At 68.8% G+C, this 26,428-nt stretch carries 23 protein-coding genes; 5 read left to right on the top strand and 18 right to left on the bottom strand.

Annotated elements, in window-relative coordinates:
* Positions 1–52 precede the first annotated feature (52 nt).
* The 15 genes from dnaE to pyrH all read right to left on the bottom strand — a co-directional run bounded on the left by dnaE (position 53) and on the right by pyrH (position 17,589).
* Positions 53–3,595 carry a DNA polymerase III subunit alpha gene (dnaE, locus tag LQ771_RS11455; RefSeq protein ID WP_231349543.1) on the bottom strand — a complete coding sequence of 1,181 codons (3,543 nt, stop codon included), beginning with the start codon at positions 3,593–3,595 and terminating at the stop codon, positions 53–55.
* A gap of 94 nt (positions 3,596–3,689) precedes the next feature.
* The gene (locus LQ771_RS11450) at positions 3,690–3,896 is read right to left on the bottom strand and encodes a hypothetical protein (protein WP_231349542.1); all 207 of its coding nucleotides are present in this window, start codon (positions 3,894–3,896) and stop codon (positions 3,690–3,692) included.
* A gap of 184 nt (positions 3,897–4,080) precedes the next feature.
* Positions 4,081–4,620, bottom strand: coding sequence for a TlpA family protein disulfide reductase (locus tag LQ771_RS11445; protein WP_231349541.1), 540 nt, complete (start codon positions 4,618–4,620; stop codon positions 4,081–4,083).
* Between the two features lie 54 nt (positions 4,621–4,674).
* The gene (rnhB, locus tag LQ771_RS11440) at positions 4,675–5,256 is read right to left on the bottom strand and encodes a ribonuclease HII (protein WP_231349540.1); all 582 of its coding nucleotides are present in this window, start codon (positions 5,254–5,256) and stop codon (positions 4,675–4,677) included.
* Between the two features lie 232 nt (positions 5,257–5,488).
* Positions 5,489–6,685: a lipid-A-disaccharide synthase gene (lpxB, locus tag LQ771_RS11435; protein WP_231349539.1), complete on the bottom strand. Its 1,197-nt coding sequence runs from the start codon at positions 6,683–6,685 to the stop codon at positions 5,489–5,491.
* 93 nt (positions 6,686–6,778) lie between these two features.
* Positions 6,779–7,552: an acyl-ACP--UDP-N-acetylglucosamine O-acyltransferase gene (lpxA, locus tag LQ771_RS11430; RefSeq protein ID WP_231349538.1), complete on the bottom strand. Its 774-nt coding sequence runs from the start codon at positions 7,550–7,552 to the stop codon at positions 6,779–6,781.
* Complete coding sequence (fabZ, locus tag LQ771_RS11425) at positions 7,549–8,022, bottom strand: 3-hydroxyacyl-ACP dehydratase FabZ (protein WP_231349537.1); 474 nt, start codon at positions 8,020–8,022, stop codon at positions 7,549–7,551. Before fabZ ends, lpxA begins: the two co-directional genes overlap by 4 nt.
* Positions 8,015–9,043 (bottom strand): UDP-3-O-(3-hydroxymyristoyl)glucosamine N-acyltransferase, encoded by a 1,029-nt coding sequence (lpxD, locus tag LQ771_RS11420; protein WP_231349536.1) that lies wholly within the window; start codon positions 9,041–9,043, stop codon positions 8,015–8,017. The genes fabZ and lpxD overlap by 8 nt, the downstream gene beginning before the upstream one ends.
* Before the next feature lie 194 nt (positions 9,044–9,237).
* A complete protein-coding gene (gene bamA, locus LQ771_RS11415) occupies positions 9,238–11,634 on the bottom strand; it encodes an outer membrane protein assembly factor BamA (protein ID WP_231349535.1) in 2,397 nt (798 codons plus the stop codon).
* A 156-nt stretch (positions 11,635–11,790) separates the two neighbouring features.
* The gene (gene rseP, locus LQ771_RS11410) at positions 11,791–13,137 is read right to left on the bottom strand and encodes an RIP metalloprotease RseP (protein ID WP_231349534.1); all 1,347 of its coding nucleotides are present in this window, start codon (positions 13,135–13,137) and stop codon (positions 11,791–11,793) included.
* 40 nt (positions 13,138–13,177) lie between these two features.
* Positions 13,178–14,368 carry a 1-deoxy-D-xylulose-5-phosphate reductoisomerase gene (locus LQ771_RS11405; RefSeq protein WP_231349533.1) on the bottom strand — a complete coding sequence of 397 codons (1,191 nt, stop codon included), beginning with the start codon at positions 14,366–14,368 and terminating at the stop codon, positions 13,178–13,180.
* On the bottom strand, positions 14,365–15,186 hold the full coding sequence (locus LQ771_RS11400) for a phosphatidate cytidylyltransferase (protein WP_231349532.1): 822 nt from the start codon (positions 15,184–15,186) through the stop codon (positions 14,365–14,367). The genes LQ771_RS11405 and LQ771_RS11400 overlap by 4 nt, the downstream gene beginning before the upstream one ends.
* 25 nt (positions 15,187–15,211) lie before the next feature.
* The gene (gene uppS, locus LQ771_RS11395) at positions 15,212–15,934 is read right to left on the bottom strand and encodes a polyprenyl diphosphate synthase (RefSeq protein ID WP_231349531.1); all 723 of its coding nucleotides are present in this window, start codon (positions 15,932–15,934) and stop codon (positions 15,212–15,214) included.
* Positions 15,935–16,139: 205 nt separating this feature from the next.
* Entirely contained in the window at positions 16,140–16,697 is a 558-nt protein-coding gene (frr, locus tag LQ771_RS11390) for a ribosome recycling factor (RefSeq protein WP_231349530.1), read from the bottom strand.
* Between the two features lie 169 nt (positions 16,698–16,866).
* Positions 16,867–17,589: a UMP kinase gene (gene pyrH / locus LQ771_RS11385; RefSeq protein ID WP_231349529.1), complete on the bottom strand. Its 723-nt coding sequence runs from the start codon at positions 17,587–17,589 to the stop codon at positions 16,867–16,869.
* 128 nt (positions 17,590–17,717) lie between these two features.
* On the opposite strand from pyrH, the gene LQ771_RS11380 reads away from it, so the two are divergent.
* Positions 17,718–18,104, top strand: coding sequence for a VOC family protein (locus LQ771_RS11380; RefSeq protein ID WP_231349528.1), 387 nt, complete (start codon positions 17,718–17,720; stop codon positions 18,102–18,104).
* An 84-nt stretch (positions 18,105–18,188) separates the two neighbouring features.
* On the opposite strand, the gene tsf is transcribed toward LQ771_RS11380, so the two are convergent.
* Both tsf and rpsB read right to left on the bottom strand, forming a co-directional pair.
* The gene (gene tsf / locus LQ771_RS11375; protein WP_231349527.1) at positions 18,189–19,073 is read right to left on the bottom strand and encodes a translation elongation factor Ts; all 885 of its coding nucleotides are present in this window, start codon (positions 19,071–19,073) and stop codon (positions 18,189–18,191) included.
* A gap of 60 nt (positions 19,074–19,133) precedes the next feature.
* Complete coding sequence (gene rpsB, locus LQ771_RS11370) at positions 19,134–20,018, bottom strand: 30S ribosomal protein S2 (protein ID WP_231349526.1); 885 nt, start codon at positions 20,016–20,018, stop codon at positions 19,134–19,136.
* Between the two features lie 298 nt (positions 20,019–20,316).
* Between rpsB and map the strand changes: the two genes are divergently transcribed.
* Positions 20,317–21,081: a type I methionyl aminopeptidase gene (gene map, locus LQ771_RS11365; protein WP_231349525.1), complete on the top strand. Its 765-nt coding sequence runs from the start codon at positions 20,317–20,319 to the stop codon at positions 21,079–21,081.
* 155 nt (positions 21,082–21,236) lie between these two features.
* Complete coding sequence (glnD, locus tag LQ771_RS11360) at positions 21,237–23,879, top strand: [protein-PII] uridylyltransferase (RefSeq protein ID WP_231349524.1); 2,643 nt, start codon at positions 21,237–21,239, stop codon at positions 23,877–23,879.
* 102 nt (positions 23,880–23,981) lie between these two features.
* Here the strand turns inward: glnD and LQ771_RS11355 are convergent, their stop codons facing one another.
* On the bottom strand, positions 23,982–25,097 hold the full coding sequence (locus tag LQ771_RS11355; RefSeq protein WP_231349523.1) for an HD-GYP domain-containing protein: 1,116 nt from the start codon (positions 25,095–25,097) through the stop codon (positions 23,982–23,984).
* A gap of 148 nt (positions 25,098–25,245) precedes the next feature.
* Here LQ771_RS11355 and dapD point away from each other — a divergent pair, with 148 nt between their 5' ends.
* Both dapD and LQ771_RS11345 read left to right on the top strand, forming a co-directional pair.
* Positions 25,246–26,073, top strand: a complete 828-nt coding sequence (gene dapD / locus LQ771_RS11350) for a 2,3,4,5-tetrahydropyridine-2,6-dicarboxylate N-succinyltransferase (protein ID WP_231349522.1) — start codon at positions 25,246–25,248, stop codon at positions 26,071–26,073.
* Positions 26,070–26,426, top strand: coding sequence for a Spx/MgsR family RNA polymerase-binding regulatory protein (locus tag LQ771_RS11345; RefSeq protein WP_231349521.1), 357 nt, complete (start codon positions 26,070–26,072; stop codon positions 26,424–26,426). The genes dapD and LQ771_RS11345 overlap by 4 nt, the downstream gene beginning before the upstream one ends.
* Positions 26,427–26,428: the final 2 nt, after the last annotated feature.

The following is a 26,428-nucleotide window of genomic DNA, read 5'->3' as shown; positions in this document are numbered from 1 at the left end:
GCTTCCTGGTTCCCTCTCCCAAGCCCTCTCCCGGATGGAGAGGGGCTTCATGTCAGGCGTCGGACTTGACGATCCGGAGCCTGGCCGCTTCCACCCACGACAGCGCACGCAGCGCGCGCAGCAGGTCGGGGATGGCTTCCACACGCCATTGCTCGCCCAGCTCCAGGTCGGCCTGGGCGTGACGGTTGTGGTAGCCGTGCAGGATCACCGTGGCGCGGCCGCCGCGGTAGCCGGCGAGCGTCTGCTTGAGCTCCTGTTCGAAGCCGGGGCCGATGCCGTTGAGCTTGACCCGGAGCGCTCGCGCGTGGCGGCGGCAGGCGTCGGCCAGCGTCATGGCGCCACGGGCCCGCAGCTGGAAGCCGCCGCCCGAGAATTCATCGATACGCAGGCCGCCGTCGACGACGAGCATTTCGTCGCGGGTGAGCAGCGGCGCGACCTGCTGGTAGAGCTCGCCGAAGAAGCTCACCTCGATGATGCCGGTGCCGTCTTCCAGCCGGACAAAGGCATCGCTGTCGCCACGCTTGCGCACGGCGGTGACCATGCCGGCCACCGTCCAGGGCGTGTCCGGGCCGCGCCGGAAGCGGTTCTCCTCGCCGTCGTTCTTGCGCGGACGCGGCGGCTGGTAGCGCTCGCCGATCTCGCCCAGCGGGCAGGTGGAGAGCTGCGCCAGTTCCTCGCGCCACGGGTCGGTGGGGTGGCCGGAAAGGTAGTGACCGAGCGTGTCGCGCTCGCCCTGCAGTTTCTGCTCCAGCGGCCACTCGGGCGCGGTCGGCAACTCGATCTGCACCGCTGGCGTGCTGCTGCCCATCAGCGCGCCGAACATGTCGTTCTGGCCGGACTGCTTGTCGCGCAGGTGCTGCTCGGCGGCCTTGATCGCGTCGGGCAACTGCAGCATCAGGCTGGCGCGGTTCGGGGCCAGGGCATCCAGGCTGCCGGACAGGATCAGCGCTTCGAGCACGCGACGGTTGAGCTTGCTCGAGTCGACCCGACGGCAGAAGTCGCCGAGGTCCTTGTAGGGGCCGCCACGCAACCGCTCCTCGACGATCGACTCGCAGGCACCCTGGCCGACGCCCTTGATCGCACCGAGGCCGTAGCGGATGACCCTGGGCTCCACCGCCACGAACATGAAGTCCGAGGCGTTCACGTCCGGCGGCAGGATGGTCAGGCCGATCGCGCGCGACTCGTCCAGGAACGTCACCGCCTTGTCGGTGTTGTCCATGTCCGAGGAGATCGTCGCGGCCATGAACTCGGCCGGGTAGTGCGCCTTGAGCCACGCGGTCTGGTAGGACACCAGCGCGTAGGCGGCCGCGTGCGACTTGTTGAAGCCGTAGCCGGCGAACTTCTCCATCAGGTCGAAGATGGCGTCGGCCTTGTCGCCCGGGAGCCCGTCCCTGGCCGCACCCTCGCGGAAGGTCGCGCGGTGCTTGACCATCTCCTCGACTTTCTTCTTGCCCATCGCGCGGCGCAGCAGGTCGGCGCCGCCGAGCGTGTAGCCGCCGACGATCTGCGCCATCTGCATCACCTGCTCCTGGTAGACCATGATGCCGTAGGTCTCTTTCAGGATCGGCTCGACGCGCGGGTCGGGGTACTCCACGTCTTCGCGGCCGTGCTTGCGCGCCACGAAGCTGGGAATGAGGTCCATCGGGCCGGGCCGGTACAGCGCCACCAGCGCGACGATGTCGCCGAAGCGGTCGGGCCTGGCATCTTTGAGCATGCGCTGCATGCCGGAGGATTCGAGCTGGAACACCGCCACCGTCTGCGCGCGCTTGAGCAGCTCGTAGGTCGGCGCGTCGTCCAGCGGCAGCGCGCCGATGTCCAGCGGCACTTCGCCGGCTTGTGCGCGGCGCGCGTTGATCGCCTTCACCGCCCAGTCGATGATGGTGAGCGTGCGCAGGCCCAGGAAGTCGAACTTCACCAGGCCGACCGCTTCGACGTCGTCCTTGTCGTACTGGGTGACCATGCCGCCGCCGCCCGGCTCGCAGTACATCGGCGCGAACTCGGTCAGCGGCTTGGGCCCGATCACCACGCCACCGGCGTGCTTGCCGACGTTGCGGGTGAGGTTCTCCAGCTTGAGCGCCAGGTCGACCAGCGTGTGCGCTTCCTCGTCCTGCTCGTACAGCTCGCAGAAGTCCCTGACGACGCGGTCGGGCTCCTTCTTCGATTTCTCCGAGCGGCCGAGCGCGTCGGAGAGCGTGAGGTCGAGCGGGCGCGGCGGGATCAGCTTGGCAATCTTGTCGACCGCGTTGTAACCCATGCCGAGCACGCGGCCGGAATCGCGCAGCACCGCCTTGGCCGCCATCGAGCCGTAGGTGATGATCTGGCTGACGTGCTCGCGGCCGTACTTGCGCGCGACGTAATCGATGACCTCGTCGCGCCGGTCCATGCAGAAGTCGATGTCGAAGTCCGGCATCGACACGCGTTCGGGGTTGAGGAAGCGCTCGAACAGCAGGTCGAACTGCAGCGGGTCCAGGTCGGTGATCTTGAGCACCCACGCGACCAGCGAACCCGCGCCCGAACCACGGCCCGGGCCGACCGGAATGCCGTTCTGCTTACCCCAGTTGATGAAGTCGGCCACGATCAGGAAGTAGCCGGGAAAGCCCATCTCGATGATGACGTCGAGCTCGCGCTCCAGCCGGGTCTCGTAGTCGGCCAGCGTATGGCCGGGTGCCAGCGGGTTGGTGGCCAGGCGCTCTTTCAGGCCCGCGCGGGCGGTGTCGCGGATGTAGCTGTCGAGGTCATAGCCCTCGGGTACCGGGAAGTCGGGCAGGTAATAGGTGCCGAACTTCAGCTCCAGATTGCAGCGCCTGGCCAGCTCGACCGTGTTCTCCAGCGCCTCGGGCAGGTCGGCGAACAGCTCCGCCATCTGCCGGGGCGACTTCAGGTACTGCTGGTCGGAGTAGTCGCGCGGGCGCTTGGGATCGGCCAGCACGCGCCCCTGGTTGATGCAGACACGCGCCTCATGCGCCTCGAAGTCGTCCTGCTTGAGGAACCGCACGTCGTTGCTGGCGATGAGCGGCAGGTCCAGCACCTCACCCAGCGCCAGCGCGGCGGTATTCCAGGCCTCCTCGCCCTCGCGGCCGCAACGGGTCAGCTCAAGGTAGAGGCGGTCGGGGAAGAGCCGCGCCAGCGGCTGCAGCCGCGCCGAGCCGGCGTCCACGCCCTGGCTCATCGCGACGCGGCCGACTTCGCTCTCGCGTCCAAGCAGCGCGATCAGTCCCGCCGTGCTCTGCGGAGTCAGCCAGTTCGCCTCGACCAGCGCCCTGCCGCCGTGCTGGCCGTCGCGCCAGGCGCGCGACACCAGGCGCGACAGGTTGAGGTAGCCCTCGCGATCCTGGCAGACCAGGGTCAGCCGCCACGGGCGCGGATCGTCCGGCGAGCCGATCCACAGGTCGCAGCCGCCGATCGGCTTGATGCCCGCAGCGCTGCACGCCTTGTAGAACTTCACCAGCGCGAACATGTTGCTGTCGTCGGTGAGCGCCACCGCCGGCATACCCTCGCGCACGCAGGCATCGACCAGCGCCTTGATGCGGATGGTCGAGTCGACCAGCGAGTACTCGCTGTGCAGGTGGAAGTGGACGAAGGGAGCGGACATCAAGGACTCGGGAGCATCCCCGGGTTAGTCCGTGAAGGCTACGCCGCGGCGCCCGCTTCCCACAAGCTTGACAGCGAGGCAGAGCTCGCGGTCGCGCTCAGTGGACGAGGAACCGCTCGTCGTCCTCGTTCCACTCGACGTAGTGGTCGAAACCGCGGGTCTCCAGCGGGTGCCGGTCATAGTCGACGTGGCGATACGCGGCGGCGTCGCGCGCGCGGGTGTCGTCGGGCTCGACGGTGGGACGCGCCGATGGGGCGGCGAATGGTTTGAGTGCAGAGCGCACATGGAAGAAGCGCGACAACATGGCACGACTCCTGCGGAGGGGCTTCCGCGGTGGAGGACACGGCGTCCGTGCGAACGCTGGAAGAGGCTGGCTGGCCGTCTTTCCATGACCATAGGATGCTCCACTTGCGTGGAAAGTTGCATAGACCTGTGGCCTATTTTCCGATGGCATGGACCGGGTGCCGAGGCGCCGGCGCCGGCGGCGGTCAGGAGCCCTTCGAAGCCAGCTTCGGTTCCTGCAGCAGCGCGTTGATTTCGGCAAGCAGGCTGTCGAGCATGTCCTCGCCATAGCCCACGTGCACGTGCGCCACCGAGCCGTCCGCGCGCAGCATGACCATCACGGGGATACCCCGGTCGGCGCCGTAGGGCCTGCCGATCTCGCCATGCCGGTCCCAGGTCGCCAGCACGCCCGGCGCCTGCCTGTGCAACACGCCGCTGGTGTGGCGGAAGACGTCGATGTCCTCCTGATAGTTGATCAGTACCACCTGCAGCGGCAGGTGCTTCTGGTCGGCCACGTTCTGCAGGCTGGCCAGTACCGGCATCTCCTTCATGCAGTAGCCGCACCAGGTCGCCCGGAAGCTGAGCACGACGACCTTGCCGTGCAGCGACGGCACGTCGAGGACGTGCCCGCGCAGGTCCGAACCGGGCGCGGGCGGTGCAGGCTCCCCCGGCCTGACGTCCGCATGGGCACCCACGGCCAGCGCCAGCCCGGCCAGGGCCAGGGCCAGGACGATCTTGCGTAGCATGCGGTTCTCCCCCGGCGAATGGCACGCCCCCCGGCGTGTCACGGCCATCGTGAGTCAGAACAGGCTGCCCTGGTCGAACAGCAGCTTCACCGGCGCGAAACTGCGGCGGTGCAGGGGGCAGGGGCCGAGCTGCCTGAGCGCGGCCAGGTGCTCGGGGGTGGAGTAGCCCTTGTGGCTGGCGAAGCCGTAGCCGGGGTGGTGCGCGTCCAGCGCGCACATCAGGCGGTCGCGGGTGACCTTGGCGATGATGGAGGCCGCGCTGATCGCCGGCTTCAGCGCGTCGCCCCCGACGATGGCCTTGCCGGGGCAGGGCAGCTCCCTGGGCAACTGGTTGCCGTCGACCCAGGCTTCGTGGGCGGCGACCTTCAGGCCGGCCACGGCGCGGCACATGCCGGCCATGGTGGCCTGGAAGATGTTGATGCGGTCGATCTCTTCGACCTCGACCAGCACCACGTGCCAGGCCAGCGCGCGCTGGACGATCTGTGCGTAGAGCGCTTCGCGGCGGGCTTCGGTCAGTTTCTTGGAGTCGTCCAGGCCATCGATCCGGTGGCGGGGATTGAGGATGACGGCCGCCACCGCCAGCGGTCCGGCGAGGGGGCCGCGGCCGGCCTCGTCGACGCCGGCCACTAAACGCACCGATTTCGATGAGGCCTTGGTATGTTCAACTGCGGACTGGTCTGGTCGGGCGACGTTGCATCGCACGTTGGCCTCCTCTCCCCTCCGGGGAGAGGATTGAGGTGAGGGGACAAGGCTTGCGGGAAGTTCTATCGGAGCACGCTTTGTAGCTACATCATCGCCAGAGCGTCCCCTCACCCCAGCCCTCTCCCCGGAGGGGAGAGGGAGCACAGCAGCGGCTTCGTCGAAATCGTCAGGCCGCACGGGGAGCCTCCAGCAACTCGGCCACGGCGGCGGCCGCGCGCTCGCCGGCGCCACCTTCCTCGCCCCCGCGCAAGGCACGGTGCAACTGTTCGAATGCCGCGACGACATGCCCGCGCCGCTCGCTGTCGGCGAACAGCGCCAGCGTGACGTCGGCAAGATTCGCGGCGGTGCAGTCGTCCTGCATCAGTTCGGGAACCAGCTTGTCCGGGCCCAGCCCGCAGGCGCGCGCCAGGATGTTGGGCAAGGCGTACACGTCCGTCTTGAGCATGTTGAAGGCGCGGGCGATGCGGTAGCTCCACGGCGACACGCGGTAGCCGACCACCATCGGGCGCTTGGCCAGCATGGCCTCCAGCGTCGCGGTGCCGGAGGCGAGCAGCACCACGTCGGCGGCCAGCATGGCCTCGTGTGCGTGCCCTTCGATCAGCAGCGGCGCACTCTCGTCGCGCGGGCCTTTCGCGAGCAGCGCCTTCAGTCGCGCGTGCACCTGTGCGTTGGCCGCGGGGAGCACGATGCGCAGACCGGGCAGGGCCGCGCTGACCCGACGGGCAGCATCGATGAAGATGGCGCCCAGCCGGTCGATCTCCGAGGGCCGGCTGCCGGGCAGCACGGCCAGCACCGGCGCGTCCTGCGGCAGTTGCAGGGCGTCGCGTGCGCCCACGCGGTCGGACACCAGCGCGAAGCGGTCGGCCAGCGGGTGACCGACGAAGCGGGCATCGATGCCGTGGCGCTGGTAGATCGGGGGTTCCATCGGGAACAGGCAAAGCACGCGGTCGGCGCTCGCACCGATCTTCTCCGCGCGCTTCTCGCGCCAGGCCCAGACCGAGGGGCTGACGTAATGCACGGTGCGCAGTCCGGCCTGGCGCAGGCGGCGTTCCACGTCCAGGTTGAAATCCGGCGCGTCGATGCCGACCACCACGTCCGGGCGGGCCTCGAGCAGGCGCCCGAGCAACGCCTTGCGCAGCCGTAGCAGGCGCGGCAGGTGCCGGACCACTTCGGCAAAGCCCATCACCGACAGCTCGCGGATGTCGTACCAGGACTCGAACCCCTCGCGCTGCATGCGCTCGCCGCCGATGCCCACGAAGCGGGCCTCCGGGTAGCGCTGGCGCAGCGCGGCGATCAGCTCGGCACCGAGCTGGTCGCCGGAGTCTTCGCCGGCGATGAGTGCGATGAGGGGGGAAGAACTCATGGAGCGGGAGTGTAGCGCGAGGGCGGCGACGGTCACCGGAGGCGCGGCCCGGCCTTCGTCCCGCAGAGCGGAGCCGAGCGCGACCTGGCGACCTCAACGGGCCAGCGAGCGCTCGCTGCGGTCCAGGAACGCCAGCATCTCGCGCACGTCCTCGCTGTCCCGCGCCTGGGTTTCCAGTTGCGTGCGCGCCTCGGGCAGCGACAGCCCGGCCATGTACAGCGTGCGATAGGCGCGCTTGATCGCCGAAATGCGTGGTGCGTCGAAGCCGCGCCGCTTCAGGCCCTCGCTGTTGATGCCGCGCGGGCGGCCGTGCTGTTCGTTGGCCATCATCACGAACGGCGGGACGTCCGAACCGACCAGGCAGCCCATGCCGATGAAGGCGTGCGCACCGACCTTGCAGAACTGGTGCACGCCGGCGTAGCCGGAGACGATCACCCAGTCGCCGATCTCCACGTGGCCGGCCAGTGCCGAGTAATTGGAAAACACCACGCGATTGCCGACCTTGCAGTCGTGCGCGATGTGCACGTAGGCGAGCAGCCAGTTGTCGTCGCCGATGCGGGTGATGCCGCCGCCCTCGCCGGTGCCGCGGTTGATGGTGACGAACTCGCGGATCAGGTTGCGATCGCCGATCACCAGTTCGGTGCGCTCGCCGGAGAACTTCTTGTCCTGCGCCGCGCCGCCGATCGATGCGAACTGGCTGATGCGATTGTCGCGGCCAATCCTGGTAGGCCCCTCGATCACCACGTGCGGCCCGATCACCGTGCCCTCGCCGATCTCCACCTCCGCACCGATCACGCTGTAGGCGCCAACGGTGACGTTCCTGCCGATGACGGCGCCGGGATCGATCTGCGCGGTGGGGTGGATCATTTGTCGGACCTCGCGGCGCACATCAGTTCGCAGCTGGCCACCTCCTTGCCTTCGACCAGCGAGCGGGCGACGAACAGGCCCATGCCGCGCATCAGGCGCTTGAGCGAGACCTCCAGCCGCAGCTGGTCGCCGGGCACCACGGGCGCATTGAAGCGGGCGTTGTCGACCTTGGCCAGATAGAACAGCGGGCTGCCCTGGTCACCCTTCATGCGGCTGGAGATCTGCGTGAGCAGGCCGGCGGCCTGGGCCATCGCCTCGACGATCAGCACGCCCGGCATCACCGGGTGGCCCGGGAAGTGGCCCAGGAAGAAGTGCTCGTTGATCGTCACGTTCTTCAGCGCCACCACGCTCGTGTCCGGCACCAGTTCGATCACGCGGTCGACCAGCAGGAACGGATAGCGGTGCGGCAGCAGTTGCTGGATCTGCTCCACGTTGACCGGCAGGGCCCACGTCGCGGGGGTATCACTCATCGTTACTGTCCTTCTCCAGCGCCGACAGGCGGCGCGCGTACTCATCCAGGTGCTTGAAGCGGGCGGCGTTCTTGCGCCACTGGCGGTTGTCCTGCAGCGGCACGCCCGAGGAATATTCGCCCGGTTCGCGGATCGAATGCGTGACCAGGCTCTTGGCGGTAATGGTAACCCGGTCGGCCAGCTCCAGATGGCCCAGCACGCCGGCATTGCCGCCGATCTGGCAGTAGCGGCCGATCCGCGCGCTCCCGGCGACCGCAGCGCAGCCGGCCATGGCCGTGTGCGCGCCGATATGCACGTTGTGGGCGATCTGTATCTGGTTGTCCAGCCGCACGTCTTCTTCCAGCACGGTGTCCTCCAGTGCGCCACGGTCGATCGTGGTGTTCGCGCCGATCTCGCAGTCGTCGCCGATGCGCACGCCGCCGAGCTGCGGAATCTTGACCCAGTGGTCCCGCTCGAAGGCCAGGCCGAAGCCGTCCGAGCCGATCACCGCGCCCGGATGCACCAGCACGCGCTTGCCCAGCGCCACCCGCGTGACCAGGGTGACCCGCGCGACCAGGCGCGATTGCGCGCCGACGCTGCAGTCCGGCCCGATCATGCAGTGGGGGCCGAGGATCGCGCCGTCCTCGATCACCGCGCCGTCCTCGATCACGCAGTGCGGACCGATGCTGGCGCTTGCGCTCACTTTCGCGCCGGTGGCGACGACCGCGCTCGGATGGATGCCGCGAGGCGCGGCCGGCATGCGTTCGAACAGCGTGGCGATCTTCGCGTAGGCGACGTAGGGGTCGCTGGCAACGAGCGCCGTGGTGGGACAGTCTTCCAGATGTTCCTCGCGCAGCACCACCACGCCCGCCCGGGTGGCCTTCAGCTGGGCGGTGTATTTGCTGTTGGAAAGGAAGCTCAGCTGGTCCGGCCGCGCCGAAGCGAGCGTCCCCACACCGACGATCCGCCGCGCGCCGTCACCGCGGAACGCGAAGCCGGACCGTTCGGCCAGCTCGGCCACCGTGTAGTTTTGTTCGCTCATGCGCGCTCCTTTTGGGGCAGGGCATTGTAGGCGAGGGGCGGGGGGAGGCACGACTCCCGGCGCGACCGGTGGTTCTGGTGGCGCCTGTGCCTGACCCGGCACGGTGGCTGTTCCGCGCAGGGAGTGCTCCTGCGGGAAGCAAACAAAGACGCGGCCCTTGAGGCCGCGTCCTGGGTGGAGTCATCGTCCCCGGGTCAGAACTGGCTGCCGAAGGTGAACTGGATGCGCTCCTCGTAGTGGCGATCCTCCGGCTTGGAGCGGATCGGCACGGCGAAGTTGATGATCAGCGGGCCGATCGGCGCCTGCCACTGCAGGGCGATACCGGCCGAGGCGCGCAAGTCGCTGGCCTGGAAGGCCTGGTAGTTGCGGAAGGCGTTGCCGACGTCGACGAAAGCGGACACGCGCGCCGTGTTGATGTCCTTGAGGAACGGCAGCGGGATGAACACCTGCGCCGTGCCCAGCACCTTGAAGGCGCCGCCGATCGGCTGGGCGTACTGGTAGTAGCCGGTGCTGCAGGTGCCGTTGGCGTTGGGCGTGCTGGACGCACCGGACGCGCCGATGCACACCTTCGGGCCCAGGGTGTTGTCCTGGAAGCCACGCACGTCGCGCACGCCGCCGGAGTAGAAATTCTCCCAGAACGGGAAGTCGTACGGCTGGCCGGCCTCGAAGCCGCCGAAGCTGCGGCTGTAGGTCTGGTTGCCGTAGCTGTCGCCGTAGCCGACCTGGCCGTCCAGGTACAGCACGAAGCCGCCGCCGACCGGCCAGTAGTGGTTGGCCTCGCCCATGAACTTCCAGTACTGCACGGTCGAGCCGGGCAGCGCCACTTCGGTGCTGGCCGAGAGCAGGCCGCCGCGGGTGGGCGCCCAGTAGCCGTTGCGGGTGTCGTGGCTCCAGCCCAGCGTGCCGGTCCAGGTGTGCACGGTCCGGTTGCCGATGGCGTTCTGGTAATCCACCAGCACCTGCGGGGTGATGCCGGGGTAGGTGTTGATCTTGTTGCTGGACAGCCCCAGGCCCACGCGCAGGCCATCGGTTTCGCTGATCGGAATGCCCAGGTAGGTGGAGAAGGCCTTGGTGCTGTTCTCGTAGTTGGCGAAGTCGGTGTTGCCGTAGTCGGTCTTCGAATAGGTCGCGCTGTAGCCGATGCCGACGTTGTTGTCGGTCAGGTACGGGTTGTAGTAGCTGGCGGTGATGCGCGAATAGTAGGAGCTGTGCTCGGCGCCCACGCTGAAGCTGTCGCCGGTACCCAGGAAATTGTTCTGCGACACCGAAGCGTTGAGGATCATCCCCGAGTACTGCGAGTAGCCGACGCCGAACATCAGGCTGCCGGCGGACTGCTCCTCCACCTTCACGGTGACGTCGACCGCATCCTGCGTGCCGGGCACGCGCTGCTTGTCGATGTCGACCTTCTTGAAGTAGCCCAGCCGCTGCAGGCGGATCTTCGAGCGGTCCACCGCGGCCTGCGAGTACACCGTCCCCTCGAGCTGGCGCATCTCGCGGCGCAGCACGTCGTCCTCGGTGCGGGTATTGCCCTGGAACACGACCCGGCGCACGTACACGCGCTGGCCCGGCTCGATGAAGAAGGTCATGTCGACGGTGCGCTTGTCCTTGTCCAGCTTGGGCACCGGTGTGACCTTGGCGTAGGCATAGCCGATGTTGGCCAGGATGCCCTTGATCGCGTCGGAGGTCGCCTCGACCCGGGCGCGGTTGAAGGTGTCGCCCTTCTTGACGAACACCAGCTTGCGCAGCACGTCCTCGGGCAGGATCAGCTCGCCGAGCAGGTGCACGTCGGAGACGGTGTAGACCTCGCCTTCCTTGATGCTGGCGGCGATGTACATCGCGCGCTTGTCCGGCGCGATGGTGACCTGGGTCGAATCCACGCCGAAGTCGGCGTAGCCGCGGTCCATGTAGTAGGACTGCAGCTTTTCCAGGTCGCCGGAAAGCTTCTCGCGGGAATACTGGTCGTCCTTGGAATACCAGGACATCCAGTTGGTGGTGTCCGACTCGAAGTCGTCGCGGATGTCCTTGTCCGTGAAGGCGGTATTGCCGACGATGTTCAGCTGCTTGATGCGCGCGGCCTTGCCCTCGCGGATCTCGATGTCGATCGCCACGCGGTTGCGGTCCAGCCGGGTCACGTGCGGGTCGACCGAGACGTTGTACTTGCCGCGGTTGTAGTACTGGCGGATCAGCTCCTGCTGCACGCGGTCCAGCGACAGGCGGTCGAAGGTCTCGCCCTCGGACAGGCCGATTTCCTTCAGGCCCTTGCGCAGGTCCTCTTCCTTGATGTCCTTGTTGCCGCGCAGGGTGAGCTTGGCGATGGACGGGCGCTCGACCACCTTGATCACCAGGATGTTGCCTTCGCGCGCGAGTTCCACGTCGCTGAAGAACTTGGTGTCGTAGAGGGCACGGATCGCGCGGGCGGCCTCCTCGTCGGTCAGGCGGTCGCCCTTGTTGACCGGCAGGTAGTTGTAGACCGTGCCGGCGGAGATGCGGTTGAGGCCATCGATGCGGATGTCGGAGACGACGAACGGCTCGAACGCCAGGGCGTTGGCGGAGAGGGAGGCAAGCAGTAGCAAGGCGGCGAGACGCTTCATCGTCGATTCCGGTGGGTTATTCCGACGGCCGGCCGCGAGGCCGTTCCAGCATGTTCTGAAGGAAGGAGGCCGAAGCCCCTTCCGGACCCCGCCCGCGCGCCGTGGCTGGCGTGGCTGCCACGGCGGGGCCGATAGCCTCGGGGCAGGGCGCGCGCGTCACGAAAGCAGGGTGCGGTGTATGTCGTTGTAGAACGCCAGCCCCATCAGCGTGAACAGCAGGACCAGGCCGATGTACTGGCCGATCATCTGGGTCCGCTCGCTTACCGGGCTGCCTTTGACCAACTCGATAAGGTAATACAGCAGGTGACCGCCGTCCAAGACGGGGATCGGCAACAGGTTGAGGATCGCCAGGCTCAGCGAGACCAGCGCCAGGAAATTGAGGAACCACGGCAGGCCCATCTGGGCCGACTGGTTGGCGACCTGGGCGATGCCGATCACGCCGGAAAGGTTCCTGGTGGAGGCGTCGCCGCTGACCATCTTGCCGATCATGGTGAAGGTCTGGCGGGTGCTGTCCCAGGTGGACTTCAGCGCCGCCCCCAGCGCCTGGACCGGGCCGTAGCGGCGCATCGCACTCTCGCCGGGAAGCGCGCCGACGCCGACCGACCAGCGTGCGGGCTGGCCCTGCAGCGACTCGTAGCGGGCGACCACCGGCAGGTGCAGGGTCTGCTGGCCGCGACGCACCGTGACGTCCAGACCGGGCGACTGCGCGGCGGCATCGCGGACCGCCCCGGCGAAGGCGTCGAAATCGGCCACGGGCTTGCCGTTGACCGCCAGCAGCACATCGCCCGATTGCATCCCGGCCTGCGCGGCCGGCTGGCCGGGCATCACCGTGGCGGCGACCGCCGGCGGTGGCGCGAGCTTGAGGCCCAGCGTGTCGAAATACTTGTCGATGCTGCGCCCGGCCGGCAGTTCCTGCAGCGGCAGCACCACGTCGCGCTGGCTGCCGTCGCGCCCGCGCACCACCAGCGGCAGGGGTTCGCGGCCGAGCAGGGCGGTGGCGATGTCGTCCATCGCGTCGCTCATGGTGGCCACCGGTTCGCCATCCACGCGCAGCAGGCGGTCGCCGGACTGGATGCCGGCGGTGGCGGCCATGCTGCCGGGCGTGGCGGTCACCACCGGCGCGGCGTCGGGGCGGCCCAGCATGAACATCAGCCACAGCGCGGCCACCGCGAAGATCAGGTTGAAGCCCGGGCCGGCGACGACGATGGCGATGCGCTTCCACACGCTCTTGCTGGTGAACTCCACGTCGCGCAGCGCCGGGTCGACGTCACCCTCGCGCGCATCGAGCATCTTCACGTAGCCACCGAGCGGGATCATCGCGACCTGATACTCGGTGCCGTCGCGGCCGATGCGCTTCCAGATCGCCCGGCCGAAGCCGACCGAGAAGCGCAGCACCTTGACGCCGCAGCGGCGCGCGACCCAGTAGTGGCCGAACTCATGGAAGGTCACCAGCACGCCGAGCGTGACCAGCAACCAGAATACCGAGCCGAAGAAGGGGTTCATCTGGAAAAAGCCTGGGGATTTCTTTTCGAGTCCGAGCTTATCAGCAAGCCGTGCGCAACTTCCGCCGGGCCGCTGAACGTGCCTGCGCGTCGCGTTCGCGCAGCGTCTGGACATCGACCACGGGCTGTGCCGGCAGTTCCGCAAGCACGCCTTCGACCAGGTCGGCGATCGCCAGGAACGGCAGCGCACCGGCGAGGAAGGCCTCCACCGCGACCTCGTTGGCCGCATTGAGGATCGCCGGGGCATCGCCGCCTTCGCGCAGCGCCGCGAAGGCCAGCGCCAGGCAGCGGAAGGTACCCAGGTCCGGCTTTTCGAAGGCCAGCGGGGCGCAGGCGGCCAGGTCCAGCGGCGCCACCCCCGCCTCGATGCGCTCGGGCCAGGCCAGCGCGTGGGCGATCGCCGTGCGCATGTCCGGGTTGCCCAGCTGGGCCAGCACCGAGCCGTCGGCGTACTCGACCATTGAATGGATCATGCTCTGCGGGTGCACCACCACCTCGATGCGCCCGGGCTCGGCGCCGAACAGGTGGTGCGCCTCGATCACTTCCAGGCCCTTGTTCATCAGCGTGGCCGAATCGACCGAGATCTTGCGGCCCATCACCCAGTTGGGGTGCTTGCAGGCCTGCTCGGGCGTGACGGCGGCGAGCTCGGCGCGAGTCCGGCCGCGGAACGGGCCGCCCGAGGCGGTCAGGATCAGCCGCCTCACGCCGTGCGCATCGAGTTCGGGCCGACCGCCGGGCAGGCACTGGAAGATCGCGTTGTGCTCGGAGTCGACCGGCACCAGTTCGCCGCCACCTTCGCGCAGCGCGGCCAGCAGCAACGGGCCGGCCATCACGATCGATTCCTTGTTGGCCAGCAGCAGGCGCTTGCCGGCGCGGGCCGCTGCCAGGGTCGACTCCAGCCCGGCGGCTCCGACGATGGCCGCGACCACGGTGTCGCAAAGCGGGCCGGACGCGGCTGCCGTGATCGCCCCGGCGCCGCTTGCCACCTCGCAGCGCAGGCCGGCGGCGGCAAGCTGGCGGGCGAGCGCGCCTTCCATCGCCGGGTCGGCCACGATCGCCAGCTCCGGCCGGTGCGCCACGCACAACGCGACCAACGCCTCGACGTTGCGATTGGCCACCAGCACGCTGGCACGGAAACGGTCCGGGTGGCGGGCGATCACGTCCAGCGTGCTGCCACCGATCGAGCCGGTGGCGCCCAGCACGGCCACCCGGCGGGGTGCGACGGTACTCATAGACCCAGCAGCAATTTGCCCAGCGCGAACACCGGCACCGCGGCGAACACGCTGTCCATGCGGTCGAGCAGGCCGCCATGGCCGGGGAACATGCGGCCGGAATCCTTCACCTGGGCGTGGCGCTTCATCAGGCTTTCGATCAGGTCGCCGACCACCGAGGCGGCCACGGTGAGAACGGCCAGCAGCGCCAACGCCAGCAGGTGCCAGCCTTCGACGCCAAGCAGCATGCCGCCGACCACGGCCACCAGCGCGCCCGCGACCAGCGCCCCACCCACGCCGGCCCAGGTCTTGCCCGGGCTGATGTTGGGGGCGAGCTTGCGCTTGCCCAGGAAGCGACCGCTGAAATAGGCGCCGATGTCGGCGGCCCATACGATCAACAGCGTCAGCAGCGTCCACCAGTGGCCGTACGGTTCGCTCTCGTGGATCGCCAGCAGGCCGATGAATGCCGGGAAGAGCACCAGCGCGCCGGCGACCAGCTTGAGATTGCGGTTCTCCGTCGTAGGCGCGGCAGCGAAGGCGAAGTGTTTGAGCCACAGGCAGGCCAACGCCCACCAGGCGGCACCCATCACCAGCGCTGGCCAGCGGACCACGTCGCGCTGCCACCAGAGCAGCACGAACACTGCCAGCGCCACCGCCAGCAGGACGACACGCACCGGCCGGTTGCGCAGGCCGGACAGGCGCGTCCACTCCCACAGCCCGGCGAGGAAGGCCGCCACCGTCACCAGCGCGAACAGCCATGTCCAGCCCGGCGGCAAAAGGATCACCAGGATCGCCAGGGGCGCGAGCAGCAGGGCGGTGAGGGTGCGTTGGAGCAGCATCGAGGGTCCTCGGCTTATCGCCCGATCATACGGACGGGGCGACCTGCTCGCCGGTACGGCCGTAACGGCGCTCGCGGCGGGCAAAGTCCTCGATGGCGCGGGCCAGGCAAGCCTGGTCGAAGTCCGGCCACAAGGTGTCGGTGAAGTAGAGCTCGGCGTAGGCGAGCTGCCAGAGCAGGAAGTTGCTCACGCGCACCTCGCCGCCGGTGCGGATGAACAGGTCCAGCGGCGGCAGCTCGGCAAGGGAGGTATAGCCGCCCAGGCACGCCTCGTCGATGTCTTCCACGCGCAGCTCGCCCTGCGCCACCGCGATCGCCGCCTGGCGGGCCGCATGCACGATGTCCCAGCGGCCGCCGTAGTTGACCGCCACGTTGAGCGCGAGCTTGAGGTTGTCCGCGGTGCGCGCCATCGCAAGTTCCATGCGCTTGCGCAATGGGGCGTTGAAGGCGGTGAGGTCGCCGATGAAGCGCAGCCGCACGCCTTGCTCGTGCAGTTCGTCGACCTCCTTGTCCAGTGCCCGCAGGAACAGCTCCATCAGTGCGCCCACTTCCTCGTCCGGGCGGCGCCAGTTCTCGCTGGAAAAGGCGAACAGCGTGAGCGCTTCCACGCCCTGGCGCAGGCAGCCCTCGACCACCTCGCGCACCGCCTTGCGGCCGGCGTTGTGGCCGAAGCTGCGCGGGCGCAGGCGCGCCTTCGCCCAGCGGCCGTTGCCGTCCATCACGATGGCGATGTGGCGGGGAATGGTCATACGCTCATGAGTCCTTCTCCCCTCCGGGGAGAAGGTGGCCCGGAGGGTCGGATGAGGGGCCGGGGCTCGCGGGGAGCAACGTTTGTGGGAGCTTCGATGAGAGTGTCCCGCAAGAGCGACCCTTCACCCCAGCCCTCTCCCCGGAGGGGAGAGGGAGCAGAGCAGGAGCGCGTCGGGACATTCATGGCAATGAGCGGCAAGCCGCTCAAATCGCCATCAGCTCGTCTTCCTTGGCCTTGACCACGGCATCGACTTCCTTGACGAAGCGGTCGGTCAGCTTCTGGATCTCGTCGTCGGCGCGGCGCTCGTCGTCCTCGCTGATCTGCTTGTCCTTGAGCAGGTCCTTGACCTTCTGCATGGCATCGCGGCGGATGTTGCGGATCGCGATCTTGGCGTTCTCGCCCTCGTGCGACACGTGCTTGGCCAGCTCCTTGCGGCGCTCCTCGGTCAGCGGCGGCATGTTCAGCCGGATCACGGTGCCGGCGGTGGTCGGCGTGACGCCGATATCCGAGGCCATGATCGCCTTCTCGATCGGTGCGACCATGGTTTTCTCGAACGGCGAGATCTGGATCGAGCGGGCGTCGGCCAGTGATACCGAGGCGACCTGGTTCAGCGGCATGTCCGAGCCGTAGTAGGGCACCTTGATGTGGTCCACCAGCGCGGTGCTGGCGCGGCCGGTGCGCAGGCGGGTCAGATCGTGCTTGAGCGCGTCGATGCTCTTGCCCATGCGGGTCTGGGCATCGGTCTTGATGTCGTTGAGCATGGGAGTCACCCGGCGTTACGTGAAGCGGGCAAGTATAGCAGCGTGCACATGTCGGCGACCCGCGGCCGCGCGCCCCTTGCAGGGCCACGCCTTGCGCGTGACCGTCATGCCGATCCGTACCCGATGGCCCCGTCCTCGCCGGTGGCGCCGGGGAGGGCGCCGCAGGAAATCAGCTGGCGGTCACCAGCGTGCCGACCTGTCCGCCCTGCATGATCCGCATCAGGTTCCCCGGCACGGTCATGTCGTAGATGCGCAGCGGCATGCCGTGGTCGCGGCACAGCGCGATCGCGGCGGTATCCATCACCTGCAGGTTGCGCTGGATGACCTCGTCGTAGGTCAGCCGGTCGTAGCGGGTGGCGCTGGCGTCTCGCGCCGGGTCGGCGGTGTACACGCCGTCGACCTTGGTGGCCTTGAGCAGCAGGTCCGCGCCGATCTCCACCGCGCGCAGCGCGGCGGCCGAGTCGGTGGTGAAGAACGGGTTGCCGGTGCCCGCCGCGAACAGCGCGATGCGGCCCTTCTCGATGTGGCGGATGGCGCGACGGCGGATGAAATCCTCGGCCACGTCGTGGATCTGGATCGCGCTCATCACGCGTGCGTAGCCGCCACGCTTCTCGATCGCATCGGCCATCGCCAGCGCGTTCATGACGGTGGCGAGCATGCCCATGTGGTCGCCCGTCACCCGGTCCATGCCGGCCGCGGCCAGGCCCGCGCCGCGGAAGATGTTGCCGCCGCCGATCACCACGCCCACTTCGACGCCAGCCTTGCGCACCTCGATGATCTCGTTGGCCAGCCGGCCGATCACCTTCGGGTCGATACCGTAGTCCGCTTCGCCCATCAGCGCTTCGCCGGAGAGCTTGAGCAGGATGCGGCGGTACGAGGGCTGGTCGCTCATGGGGTCTCCGGATTGTGGGTAAACCGGCATATTGTAGCGATGCGGCGATGCTCCGTCAGGCGCGCGGAGGCGCGGTCCGGCGGAATCGTTCATCCTGCGCGCCTGTCCGACCCATGGAGGCTCATCACATGCACCTCGGTGCCATCGCCCTGCTGGTACGGGACTACGACGAGGCCATCGCGTACTTCACCGGCTGCCTCGGCTTCACGCTCATGGAGGATGCGCCGCAGGGCGGAGGCAAGCGCTGGGTCATCGTCGCGCCGCCCGGGGCGCGCGAGACACGCCTGCTGCTGGCGAAGGCCGCCGATGCGCGGCAATTGCAGGCGGTGGGGAACCAGTCGGGCGGGCGTGTTTTCCTGTTCCTGGAGACCGGGGACTTCCAGGCCAGCTACGAGGCGATGCGCGCCAAGGGCGTGCACTTCTGCGAAACACCGCGCGAAGAGGCCTACGGTACCGTCGCGGTGTTCGAGGACCTGTACGGCAATCGCTGGGATCTGTTGCAACCCCGGCGCTGAGCCATCGCCGCCTCCGACGGGCGGGCACAAAAAAAGGCCGCGGTGTCCCGCGGCCTTTTCCTTTTCAACCGGAGGGGATGGCGCTTACGCCAGGCCCGCCTGCTTCATCACTTCGGCGTGGAAGTCCTCTTCCACCTTCTCGATGCCTTCGCCCACGGCCAGGCGCACGACCTGCTGCACGTCCGCGCCTTCTTTCTTCAGCGCGTCGCCCACGGTCATGTTGGTGTCCAGCACGTAGGCCTGACCGAGCAGGGTGACTTCCGAGACGATCTTGTTGATCTTGCCGGAGATGATCTTCTCCAGGATCTCGGCCGGCTTGGCCTTGTCCTTGTCGGACATCTGGCTCAGCGCGATTTCCTTTTCCTTGGCGATGAAGTCGGCCGGCACGTCCTCGGCGCGCACGTACGGCGGGTTCATCGCCGCCACGTGCATCGCCACGCCCTTGGCCAGCTCCTCGGAGCCACCCTTGATCGCCACCAGCACGCCGATGCGGCCGCCGTGGACGTAGCTGCCGATCTTGCCGTCGGTGGTCTCGACGCGCGCCATGCGGCGCACTTCGATCTTCTCGCCGATGGTGGCGACCAGGCCCTTGGCGGCCTCTTCCACGCTGCCGGCGCCCGGGTAGGCGGCGGCATTGAGCGCGGCGACGTCGGCGGCGCCGGACTTCAGCGCGACCTCGGCGACGGTGTCGCTGAACTTCACGAAGTCGGGGTTCTTGGTGACGAAGTCGGTCTCGCAGTTGACCTCGACCAGCACGGCCTTGCCGTCGGCCTGCGCGGTGACCACGCGGCCCTCGGCAGCCACGCGGCTGGCCTTCTTGTCGGCCTTGGCCAGGCCCGACTTGCGCAGCCATTCCATGGCGACGTCGATGTCACCGTTGTTTTCGACCAGCGCCTTCTTGCATTCCATCATGCCGGCGCCGGAGCGCTCGCGCAGCTCCTTGACCAGTTGTGCGGAGATATTGCTCATCTGAAATCCTCGAATCTTGATGCGCCGTGGCGGCCGGGCCGCCACGGCAGCGTGAAAGGCTTACTCGGCGGTTTCGGACTGCTCGCGACCGCCACGGCCGCGGCCGCCGTCACGACGCGGCGCGCCAGCGCCCTTCTTGGCCGGGCCACGGTTGTCGCGCTCGCGACGCGCCGGGGCGGCCTTGCGCTCGTCCTTGGCGACCGGGTTGCCTTCCTCGTCCAGCTCGACGAATTCGTTGGCGTCGCCGTGGGCCGCGTCCGGGGCGGCAGCCTTGCCTTCCAGGATCGCGTCGGCGGCGGCGCGGGCGTACAGCTGGATCGCGCGGATGGCGTCGTCGTTGCCCGGGATGGCGTAGTCCACCAGCTCGGGATTGTAGTTGGTGTCAACGACGGCGATGACCGGGATGCCGAGCTTCTTGGCTTCCTGCACGGCGATGTCCTCGTGGCCGATGTCGACCACGAACAGCGCGTCGGGCAGGCGATTCATGTTCTTGATGCCGCCGAGCGAATTCTCGAGCTTGTCGCGCTCGCGGCGCAGCGAGAGCACTTCGTGCTTGACCAGCTTCTCGAAGGTGCCGTCGGTCTCGGCCGCTTCCAGCTCCTTCAGGCGCGCCACCGACTGCTTGACGGTGCGGAAGTTGGTCAGCATGCCACCCAGCCAGCGGGCGGTGACGAACGGCATGCCGGCGCGGGCGGCCTCTTCGGCCAGCGGCTCGCGGGCCGAGCGCTTGGTGCCGACGAACAGGATGGTGCCGCGCTTCTGCGCCAGGCCCGACAGGAAGTTCATCGCGTCGGTGAACAGCGGCAGGGTCTTCTCGAGGTTGATGATGTGGATCTTGCCGCGCGCGCCGAAGATGTACGGGGCCATCTTCGGGTTCCAGTAGCGGGTCTGGTGACCGAAATGCACGCCAGCTTCGAGCATCTGGCGCATGGTGACTTGTGCCATGGTGGTATTCCTGATTGTTGGGCCGAGGGAACGGCCCGGGGGTTGGGACCTCCACGCATCCCCGGCCTCGACCGCGGCCGCCGGAAGACGGACCGCGGCACCCCGAAGACGGTGCCGATGCGTGTGTGGCGTTGGTTGGGCTTGGCGGCGCGTGGGCGCTACAATCCCGTTTCGTTTTGCGCCGCGGACCTTCTCGAAGGACTTCAACGGCCTGCAAAACCGTGCAATTGTAGCCGGTGCGCCGGCTCCGCGGCAAGCTGCCGGCTCCGGCGCTGCCGCCTCCTCCAAAGCGGATTCCATGGCCATTACCCTCAAATCTCCCCAGGACCTCGAAGGCATGCGCGTCGCCGGCAAGCTGGCGGCCGAAGTGCTGGCGCTGCTCAAGGAGCACGTCAGGCCGGGCGTCACCACCGAGGACCTGGACCGCATCGCCTACGAGCACATCGTCAAGGTGCAGAAGGCGGTGCCGGCGAACGTCGGCTACAACGGCTTTCCCAAGACGCTGTGCACCTCGGTCAACCACGTGATCTGCCACGGGATCCCGACGCCGGGCAAGGTGCTCAAGGAAGGCGACATCATCAATCTGGACGTCACCGTCATCAAGGACGGCTGGCACGGCGACACCAGCCGCATGTATTTCGTCGGCACGCCATCGGTGCTGGCCCGGCGCCTGGTGGAAACCACCCACGAGGCGATGATGCGCGGCATCGAGCAGGTGCGCCCGGGTGCGCACCTGGGCGACATCGGCCACGCGATCCAGAAGCATGCCGAGGCGGCCGGCTTCTCGGTGGTGCGCGAGTACTGCGGCCACGGCATCGGCAAGGTCTACCACGACGAACCGCAGGTGCTTCACTACGGCAAGCCCGACACCGGGGTGGAACTGAAGAAGGGCATGACGTTCACGGTCGAGCCGATGATCAATGCCGGCAAGCCGCATACCCGGCAACTGCCCGACGGCTGGACGGTGGTCACCAAGGACCACTCGCTCTCCGCGCAGTGGGAGCACACCGTGGCGGTGACCGACGAAGGGTTCGAGATACTGACACCCTGGCCGGATGCGTGATGCTTTGCTCCCTCTCCCCCGGGCTCCGCTCGGGGGAGAGGGTCGGGGAGAGGGGGAGGCCTTTCGCCTTGCCTCGAGAGTCTCCCCCTCTCCCCAGCCCTCGCCACCGACAATGAAGCCGTTGGTGGCGAGGGAGCCAGATCGCGGATGAGCTGATGAACCTCGCCCAGGCCATGGCCGCATTGCCCCCGCTGCCGCGCCTGCCGCCGGCCGTGCCGCGCTCGGGCGTGTCGGTGGAAGCACGCCGCGCCCTGCGCCAGCTGCTCGAGGACGTCGATCGCTCCCTGACCACCGCCTTCCGAGATGGTGTCGACGCCGGCGCGCTCGCACGCCGCCGCGGTGAGGCGGTCGCGCGCGTGGTGGCCCATGTCTGGACCGCCTGCCTGGGCGAGGTCGAGGGTGCGGCGTTGTTCGCCGTCGGTGGTTTTGGCCGAGGGCTGCTGTTTCCCCACTCCGACGTCGACCTGCTGGCGCTGGTGCGCGAGGCGCAGCCGGCCCGGTTGCGCGCGCTGGAGCAATGCTACGCGACGTTGTGGGACGTGGGCCTCAAGGTCGGCCACGCCGTGCGTGACCCGCAGCAGTGCCGCACGCTGGCCGCGCGGGAAGCCAGCGTGTTCACCAGCCTGCTCGACGCGCGGCGCCTGGCCGGCGACCCGGCGATGGACGCCGAGCTGCAGGCCATCGTGGACGATCCGGCGCTCTGGCCGCCGGCGGCTTACCTGGCCGTGCGCCTGGCCGAACGCGACGCCCGCCACGCGCGCTACGACGACACCGCCTACAACCTGGAACCGAACATCAAGGAAGGCCCCGGCGGCCTGCGCACGCTCGACGCGCTGCGCTGGCTCGGCAAGCGCCTGGCGCATGCCGATGGCTTCGAGGCGATGGTCGGCGAGGGCCTGCTCGACCCGGCCGAGTGCGCCACGCTGGAGCAGTCCGAGGCGACCCTGCGCCGCTACCGCTACGCCCTGCACCTGGAGGCCGGCCGCGCCGAGGAACGGCTGCTGTTCGACTACCAGCGCGCGCTTGCCGCGCGGCTGGGCTTCGTCGACGAGCACGCCACCAACCTGGGCGTCGAGCAGTTCATGCAGGGCTACTACCGCGCCGCCAGCCAGATCGAACGGCTGGGCGTGCAGATCATCGAGCGCTTCGAGGAGATGCTCGAGCCGGCCCAGGTGGCGGCGCCGGTCGGTGAGGACTTCCTGCGCTACGGCACGCGCCTGGCCGCGCGCGACCCGGAGGTGTTCATGCGCCGTCCCGCCGCGCTGGTCGAGGCCTTCAGCGCGCGCCTGGACGAACCGGGCATCGTCGGCTTCACCGCCGACACCATGCGCCGCATCCACCAGGCCACCGCGCAGCTCGACGGTGCGCTGGCCGACGACCGCCAGGTGCTGGCCGCCTTCCTGCGCCTGCTGCGCCAGGGCGCGCGCGCGGTCGACGCGCTGTGGCGGATGAACCGCCACGGCCTGCTGGCGGCGATCCTGCCGGCGTTCGGCCGCGTGTTCGGGCGCATGCAGTACGACCTGTTCCACGTCTACACGGTCGACGAGCACACCTTGCGCGTGCTGCACAACGTGGCGCGCTTTGCCGACCCGGCGGCGCAGGCCGAATTCCCGCTCGCCCGCGAGATCTGGCCGACGCTGCCCACCCCCGAGGTGCTGCTGCTGGCGGCGCTGTTCCACGACATCGCCAAGGGCCGCGGCGGCGACCATTCGGTGCTGGGCGAAGAGGAAGCGCGCGCGTTCTGCACGAAGCTCGGCCTGCCGCCCAACGACGTCGAGCGGGTGGCGTGGCTGGTGCGCCACCACCTGCTGATGAGCGTCACCGCGCAGCGCCAGGACATTACCGATCCGGAGGTGGTCGCGCGTTTCGCGCAGGTGGTGGAGAACCGCGAGCAGTTGGCCCAGCTCTACCTGCTCACCATCGCCGACATCATCGGCACCAGCCCACGGCTGTGGAACGGCTGGAAGGACCGTCTGCTGGCCGACCTCTACAGTGCCACCCGCTACGCGCTGCGCAGCGACGTGGATCTGCCGCGCGATGCGGCCACCCGCGTGCGCGAGTGCCAGCAGTACGCGCTGCCGCTGCTGCAGGCGGACGGCTTCGGGGCGGCGACCGTCGAGCGCGTGTGGGCCGGTTTCCCGCAGGCGAGCTTCCTGCGCCACCGGCCCGAGCAGATCGCCTGGCAGACCGCCGCGATCCTGCGCGCCGACGGCGCGCTGCCGCTGATCGCGGTACACCCGCTGTCGGTACGCGGCACCACGGAGCTTTTCGTCTACACGCCCGACCGCGACGGCCTGTTCGCCACCGTCACGGCCATGCTGGACCGCCTGCGCCTCTCGGTCCTGGAGGCGCGCGTGCTGGTCTCGCCGCTCGGCATGGCGCAGGACACGTTCCTGCTGCTGGACGCCGAGACGCAGCAGCCGGCGACTCCGGCGCGGGCGGACGAGCTGCAGCAGCGCCTGGCCCGCGCACTGGCGCAGACGGTGCCGGTGCATCCGGCGCGGCGCAGTGCCTCGCGGCAGCTGAAGCACTTCCAGATGACCCCGCGCATCGCCTTCCACGCCGCCGGCGGACGCACCCAGCTGGCGCTGGTGTGCACCGATCGCCCCGGCCTGCTGGCTGCGGTGGCGCAGGCGATGGTGGAAGCGCAGGTACGCGTGCACGACGCGCGCATCGCCACCTTCGGCGAGCGCGTGGAGGATTTCTTCCAGCTCACCGACCGCCACGACGCGCCGCTGGGCGAGGCGCAGCAGGAGCGCTTGCGGCGGGCCCTGCTGGCGCGGCTGGGCCAGGCGTGAGGTCCGCCGGGCGCTCTCGTAGGAGCCCGCTCGCGGGCGATGCCTTGCCCCGATCCCCCAGAAAACATCGCCCACGAGTGGGCTCCTGCGGAAAGCGGGCCGTCAGGCGCGCGCGTCGGCGCCCCACAGCGCCTCCATGTCCACTTCGATGTCGAGTGCGGCCAGGTCGACCACCTCGCTGACGGCGTGGGCCTCGACATCGCCGCGTCGGCGGATCGGGGAACCCGCGCGAATCCCGTCGTGGGTGGTGAGCGAAGCGACCACCGGCTGGTGGCTGGCCGCGCCGCGCTGGATCACCACCGCGAGCGAACCGTTGCGCAGGCGCACCCCGGTGCCGGGCGGGTAGATGCCCAGCGTCTTGATGAACGTCCGCGCCAGCCGCTCGTCGAGCGCGGCGCCCTCGTTGAGGAACAACCAGCGCAGCGCCAGCGTCGGCTGCAGCGGCGGGCGGTAGTCGCGGCCGGAGACCCGCGCACAATAGACATCCGCCAGCGCCAGCAGGCGTGCCGGCCGGCCGATCTCCTCGCCGATCTTGCCGCCGGGGTAGCCGCTGCCGTCGGCGCGCTCGTGGTGGTCGCGCACGGCGTTGAGCCACGCGGCGCTGGCGATGCCGTGGTCGCGCAGCCGCGCCACGCCGAGCCGGCAGTGCGCGCGCACCGCCAGGTGCTGTTGGTCGGACAACGGGCCTTCCAGCGCGACCAGCTGGTCGTGCAGCTCGAACATGCCGATGTTCATGGTCAGCGCGGCGGACACGGTCGCCGCCAGTTCGGAGGGTTCCAGTCCCATGGCGGTACCGGTGAGCTGGCAGGCTATCGCGGCGTTGACCGCATGGCGCGTCCCGTAGGGGCCCTCGGGGCGCAGCAGGATGCTCGCCAGCGCCACCTCCGGGTTGCGTCGGCAGGCCTCGCACACCCGCTCGGCGATCCCGGCCACCGTGGCGGGGAAATCCGCCGGTGCCGGATCGGCGAGCAACGCCTGCAGTTGTTCGCGCGCCTCGAGCACCAGCGCCAGCGGCGAGGGTGCCGGCGGCAGGAACGGTCCGCGGCATTCCTCTTCGGAGCCGTAGAACAGGCCGTGCTCGAGCAGTTTTTCAAGTTGCGCGTCCGAGCCGATCACCTGGCCCAGCGGCATCAGCAGCTTGCCCCTGGCGTCGTAGGCATTGAATCGCAAGGGTTGGCCGACCGTGATTTCGGCCGGGTCGATCGGACGCCGTGGCATGGCTCTGCTTCTCCGTCTCCACCGGTCGCATGAGCCGCGGGGAGCAAGTGGGAATCGGCAACAGGGGCGCGAACTTGAGGTTGCGGGCGTATGCGGCGGTGCGCTCCGTATACTGGGGCGCTTCCCGAGCCCTCTCCCGCGAGTCGCCATGCCCTCCATCGATACCCTGATCGACGACGCCTTCGAGCGCCGCAACGAGCTCAGCCAGAGCGAGATCGAAACCCACCTTCGCCCGGCGCTCGCGCAGGTGATGGAGCTGCTCGAACAGGGCGAGCAGCGCGTGGCCGAGCCGGACGGGCAGGGCGGGTGGAAGGTCAACGCCTGGCTCAAGAAAGCCGTGCTGCTGTACTTCCGCATCAATGGCAATCGCGTGGTCGACGGCGGTGCGGCATTGGCCTTCGACAAGGTGCCGCTGCGGTTCGGCCATGGCAACGACGCCGAGCTGGAGGACCTGGGGGCCCGCGTGGTTCCCGGCGCGCTGGTGCGGCGCGGTGCGCACATCGCCAGGGACGCGGTGCTGATGCCCAGCTACGTCAACATCGGCGCCTATGTCGGGCCGGGCACGATGGTCGACACCTGGGCCACGGTCGGCTCCTGCGCGCAGATCGGCGCGCGCGTGCACCTTTCCGGCGGCGTGGGCATCGGCGGCGTGCTCGAGCCGCTGCAGGCCAACCCGACGATCATCGAGGACGACTGCTTCATCGGCGCGCGCTCCGAAGTGGTCGAGGGCGTGGTGGTGGAGAAGGGCAGCGTGATCGGCATGGGCGTGTTCCTGGGCCAGTCCACCCGAATCTACAACCGCGCGACCGGCGAGGTCAGCTACGGCCGCATCCCCGCCGGCAGCGTGGTGGTCGCCGGCAGCCTGCCGGCGAAGGACGGCAGCCACAGTCTGTACGCCGCGGTGATCGTCAAGCAGGTCGACGAGAAGACGCGCGCCAAGACCGGCATCAACGAACTGCTGAGGAGCGCGCAATGAGCGCCACGCTCTATGGATTGCCCAACTGCGATACCTGCAAGAAGGCGCGCAACTGGCTCGCCCGCTTCGACGTGCCGCACGCGTTCGTCGACTACCGCGCCAACCCGGTGCCGGCAGCCACGCTCAAGGCCTGGGCGCAGCAGTTGGGCGGCTGGGAGAGGCTGGTCAACAAGTCTTCCACCACCTGGCGCAACCTGCTGCCGCAGCGCAAGAACCCGGGCTCCGATCCGGAGTGGACGTTGTTGCTGAAGGAATACCCGGCGCTGGTGCGCCGGCCGGTGGTGGTGCAGGACGACGGCGCGGTGAGCGTGGGTTTCAGCGACAACGGCTTCAAGAAGCTGTTCGGTAAATAAGG

The sequence above is a fragment of the Frateuria soli genome (assembly GCF_021117385.1).
Classification (GTDB): Bacteria; Pseudomonadota; Gammaproteobacteria; order Xanthomonadales; family Rhodanobacteraceae; genus Frateuria_A; species Frateuria_A soli.
Note: the sequence above shows the minus strand (reverse complement) of the source record. Positions and strands in the feature narration are given on the sequence as shown.

Coding starts and splice junctions, on each gene's coding strand:
- LQ771_RS11450 (WP_231349542.1), bottom strand. CDS start 3,896: ATGTTGTCGCGCTTCTTCCATGTGCGCTCTGCACTCAAACCATTCGCC.
- LQ771_RS11445 (WP_231349541.1), bottom strand. CDS start 4,620: ATGCTACGCAAGATCGTCCTGGCCCTGGCCCTGGCCGGGCTGGCGCTG.
- lpxB (WP_231349539.1), bottom strand. CDS start 6,685: ATGAGTTCTTCCCCCCTCATCGCACTCATCGCCGGCGAAGACTCCGGC.
- lpxA (WP_231349538.1), bottom strand. CDS start 7,552: ATGATCCACCCCACCGCGCAGATCGATCCCGGCGCCGTCATCGGCAGG.
- fabZ (WP_231349537.1), bottom strand. CDS start 8,022: ATGAGTGATACCCCCGCGACGTGGGCCCTGCCGGTCAACGTGGAGCAG.
- lpxD (WP_231349536.1), bottom strand. CDS start 9,043: ATGAGCGAACAAAACTACACGGTGGCCGAGCTGGCCGAACGGTCCGGC.
- bamA (WP_231349535.1), bottom strand. CDS start 11,634: ATGAAGCGTCTCGCCGCCTTGCTACTGCTTGCCTCCCTCTCCGCCAAC.
- rseP (WP_231349534.1), bottom strand. CDS start 13,137: ATGAACCCCTTCTTCGGCTCGGTATTCTGGTTGCTGGTCACGCTCGGC.
- LQ771_RS11405 (WP_231349533.1), bottom strand. CDS start 14,368: ATGAGTACCGTCGCACCCCGCCGGGTGGCCGTGCTGGGCGCCACCGGC.
- LQ771_RS11400 (WP_231349532.1), bottom strand. CDS start 15,186: ATGCTGCTCCAACGCACCCTCACCGCCCTGCTGCTCGCGCCCCTGGCG.
- uppS (WP_231349531.1), bottom strand. CDS start 15,934: ATGACCATTCCCCGCCACATCGCCATCGTGATGGACGGCAACGGCCGC.
- frr (WP_231349530.1), bottom strand. CDS start 16,697: ATGCTCAACGACATCAAGACCGATGCCCAGACCCGCATGGGCAAGAGC.
- pyrH (WP_231349529.1), bottom strand. CDS start 17,589: ATGAGCGACCAGCCCTCGTACCGCCGCATCCTGCTCAAGCTCTCCGGC.
- LQ771_RS11380 (WP_231349528.1), top strand. CDS start 17,718: ATGCACCTCGGTGCCATCGCCCTGCTGGTACGGGACTACGACGAGGCC.
- tsf (WP_231349527.1), bottom strand. CDS start 19,073: ATGAGCAATATCTCCGCACAACTGGTCAAGGAGCTGCGCGAGCGCTCC.
- rpsB (WP_231349526.1), bottom strand. CDS start 20,018: ATGGCACAAGTCACCATGCGCCAGATGCTCGAAGCTGGCGTGCATTTC.
- map (WP_231349525.1), top strand. CDS start 20,317: ATGGCCATTACCCTCAAATCTCCCCAGGACCTCGAAGGCATGCGCGTC.
- glnD (WP_231349524.1), top strand. CDS start 21,237: ATGAACCTCGCCCAGGCCATGGCCGCATTGCCCCCGCTGCCGCGCCTG.
- LQ771_RS11355 (WP_231349523.1), bottom strand. CDS start 25,097: ATGCCACGGCGTCCGATCGACCCGGCCGAAATCACGGTCGGCCAACCC.
- dapD (WP_231349522.1), top strand. CDS start 25,246: ATGCCCTCCATCGATACCCTGATCGACGACGCCTTCGAGCGCCGCAAC.
- LQ771_RS11345 (WP_231349521.1), top strand. CDS start 26,070: ATGAGCGCCACGCTCTATGGATTGCCCAACTGCGATACCTGCAAGAAG.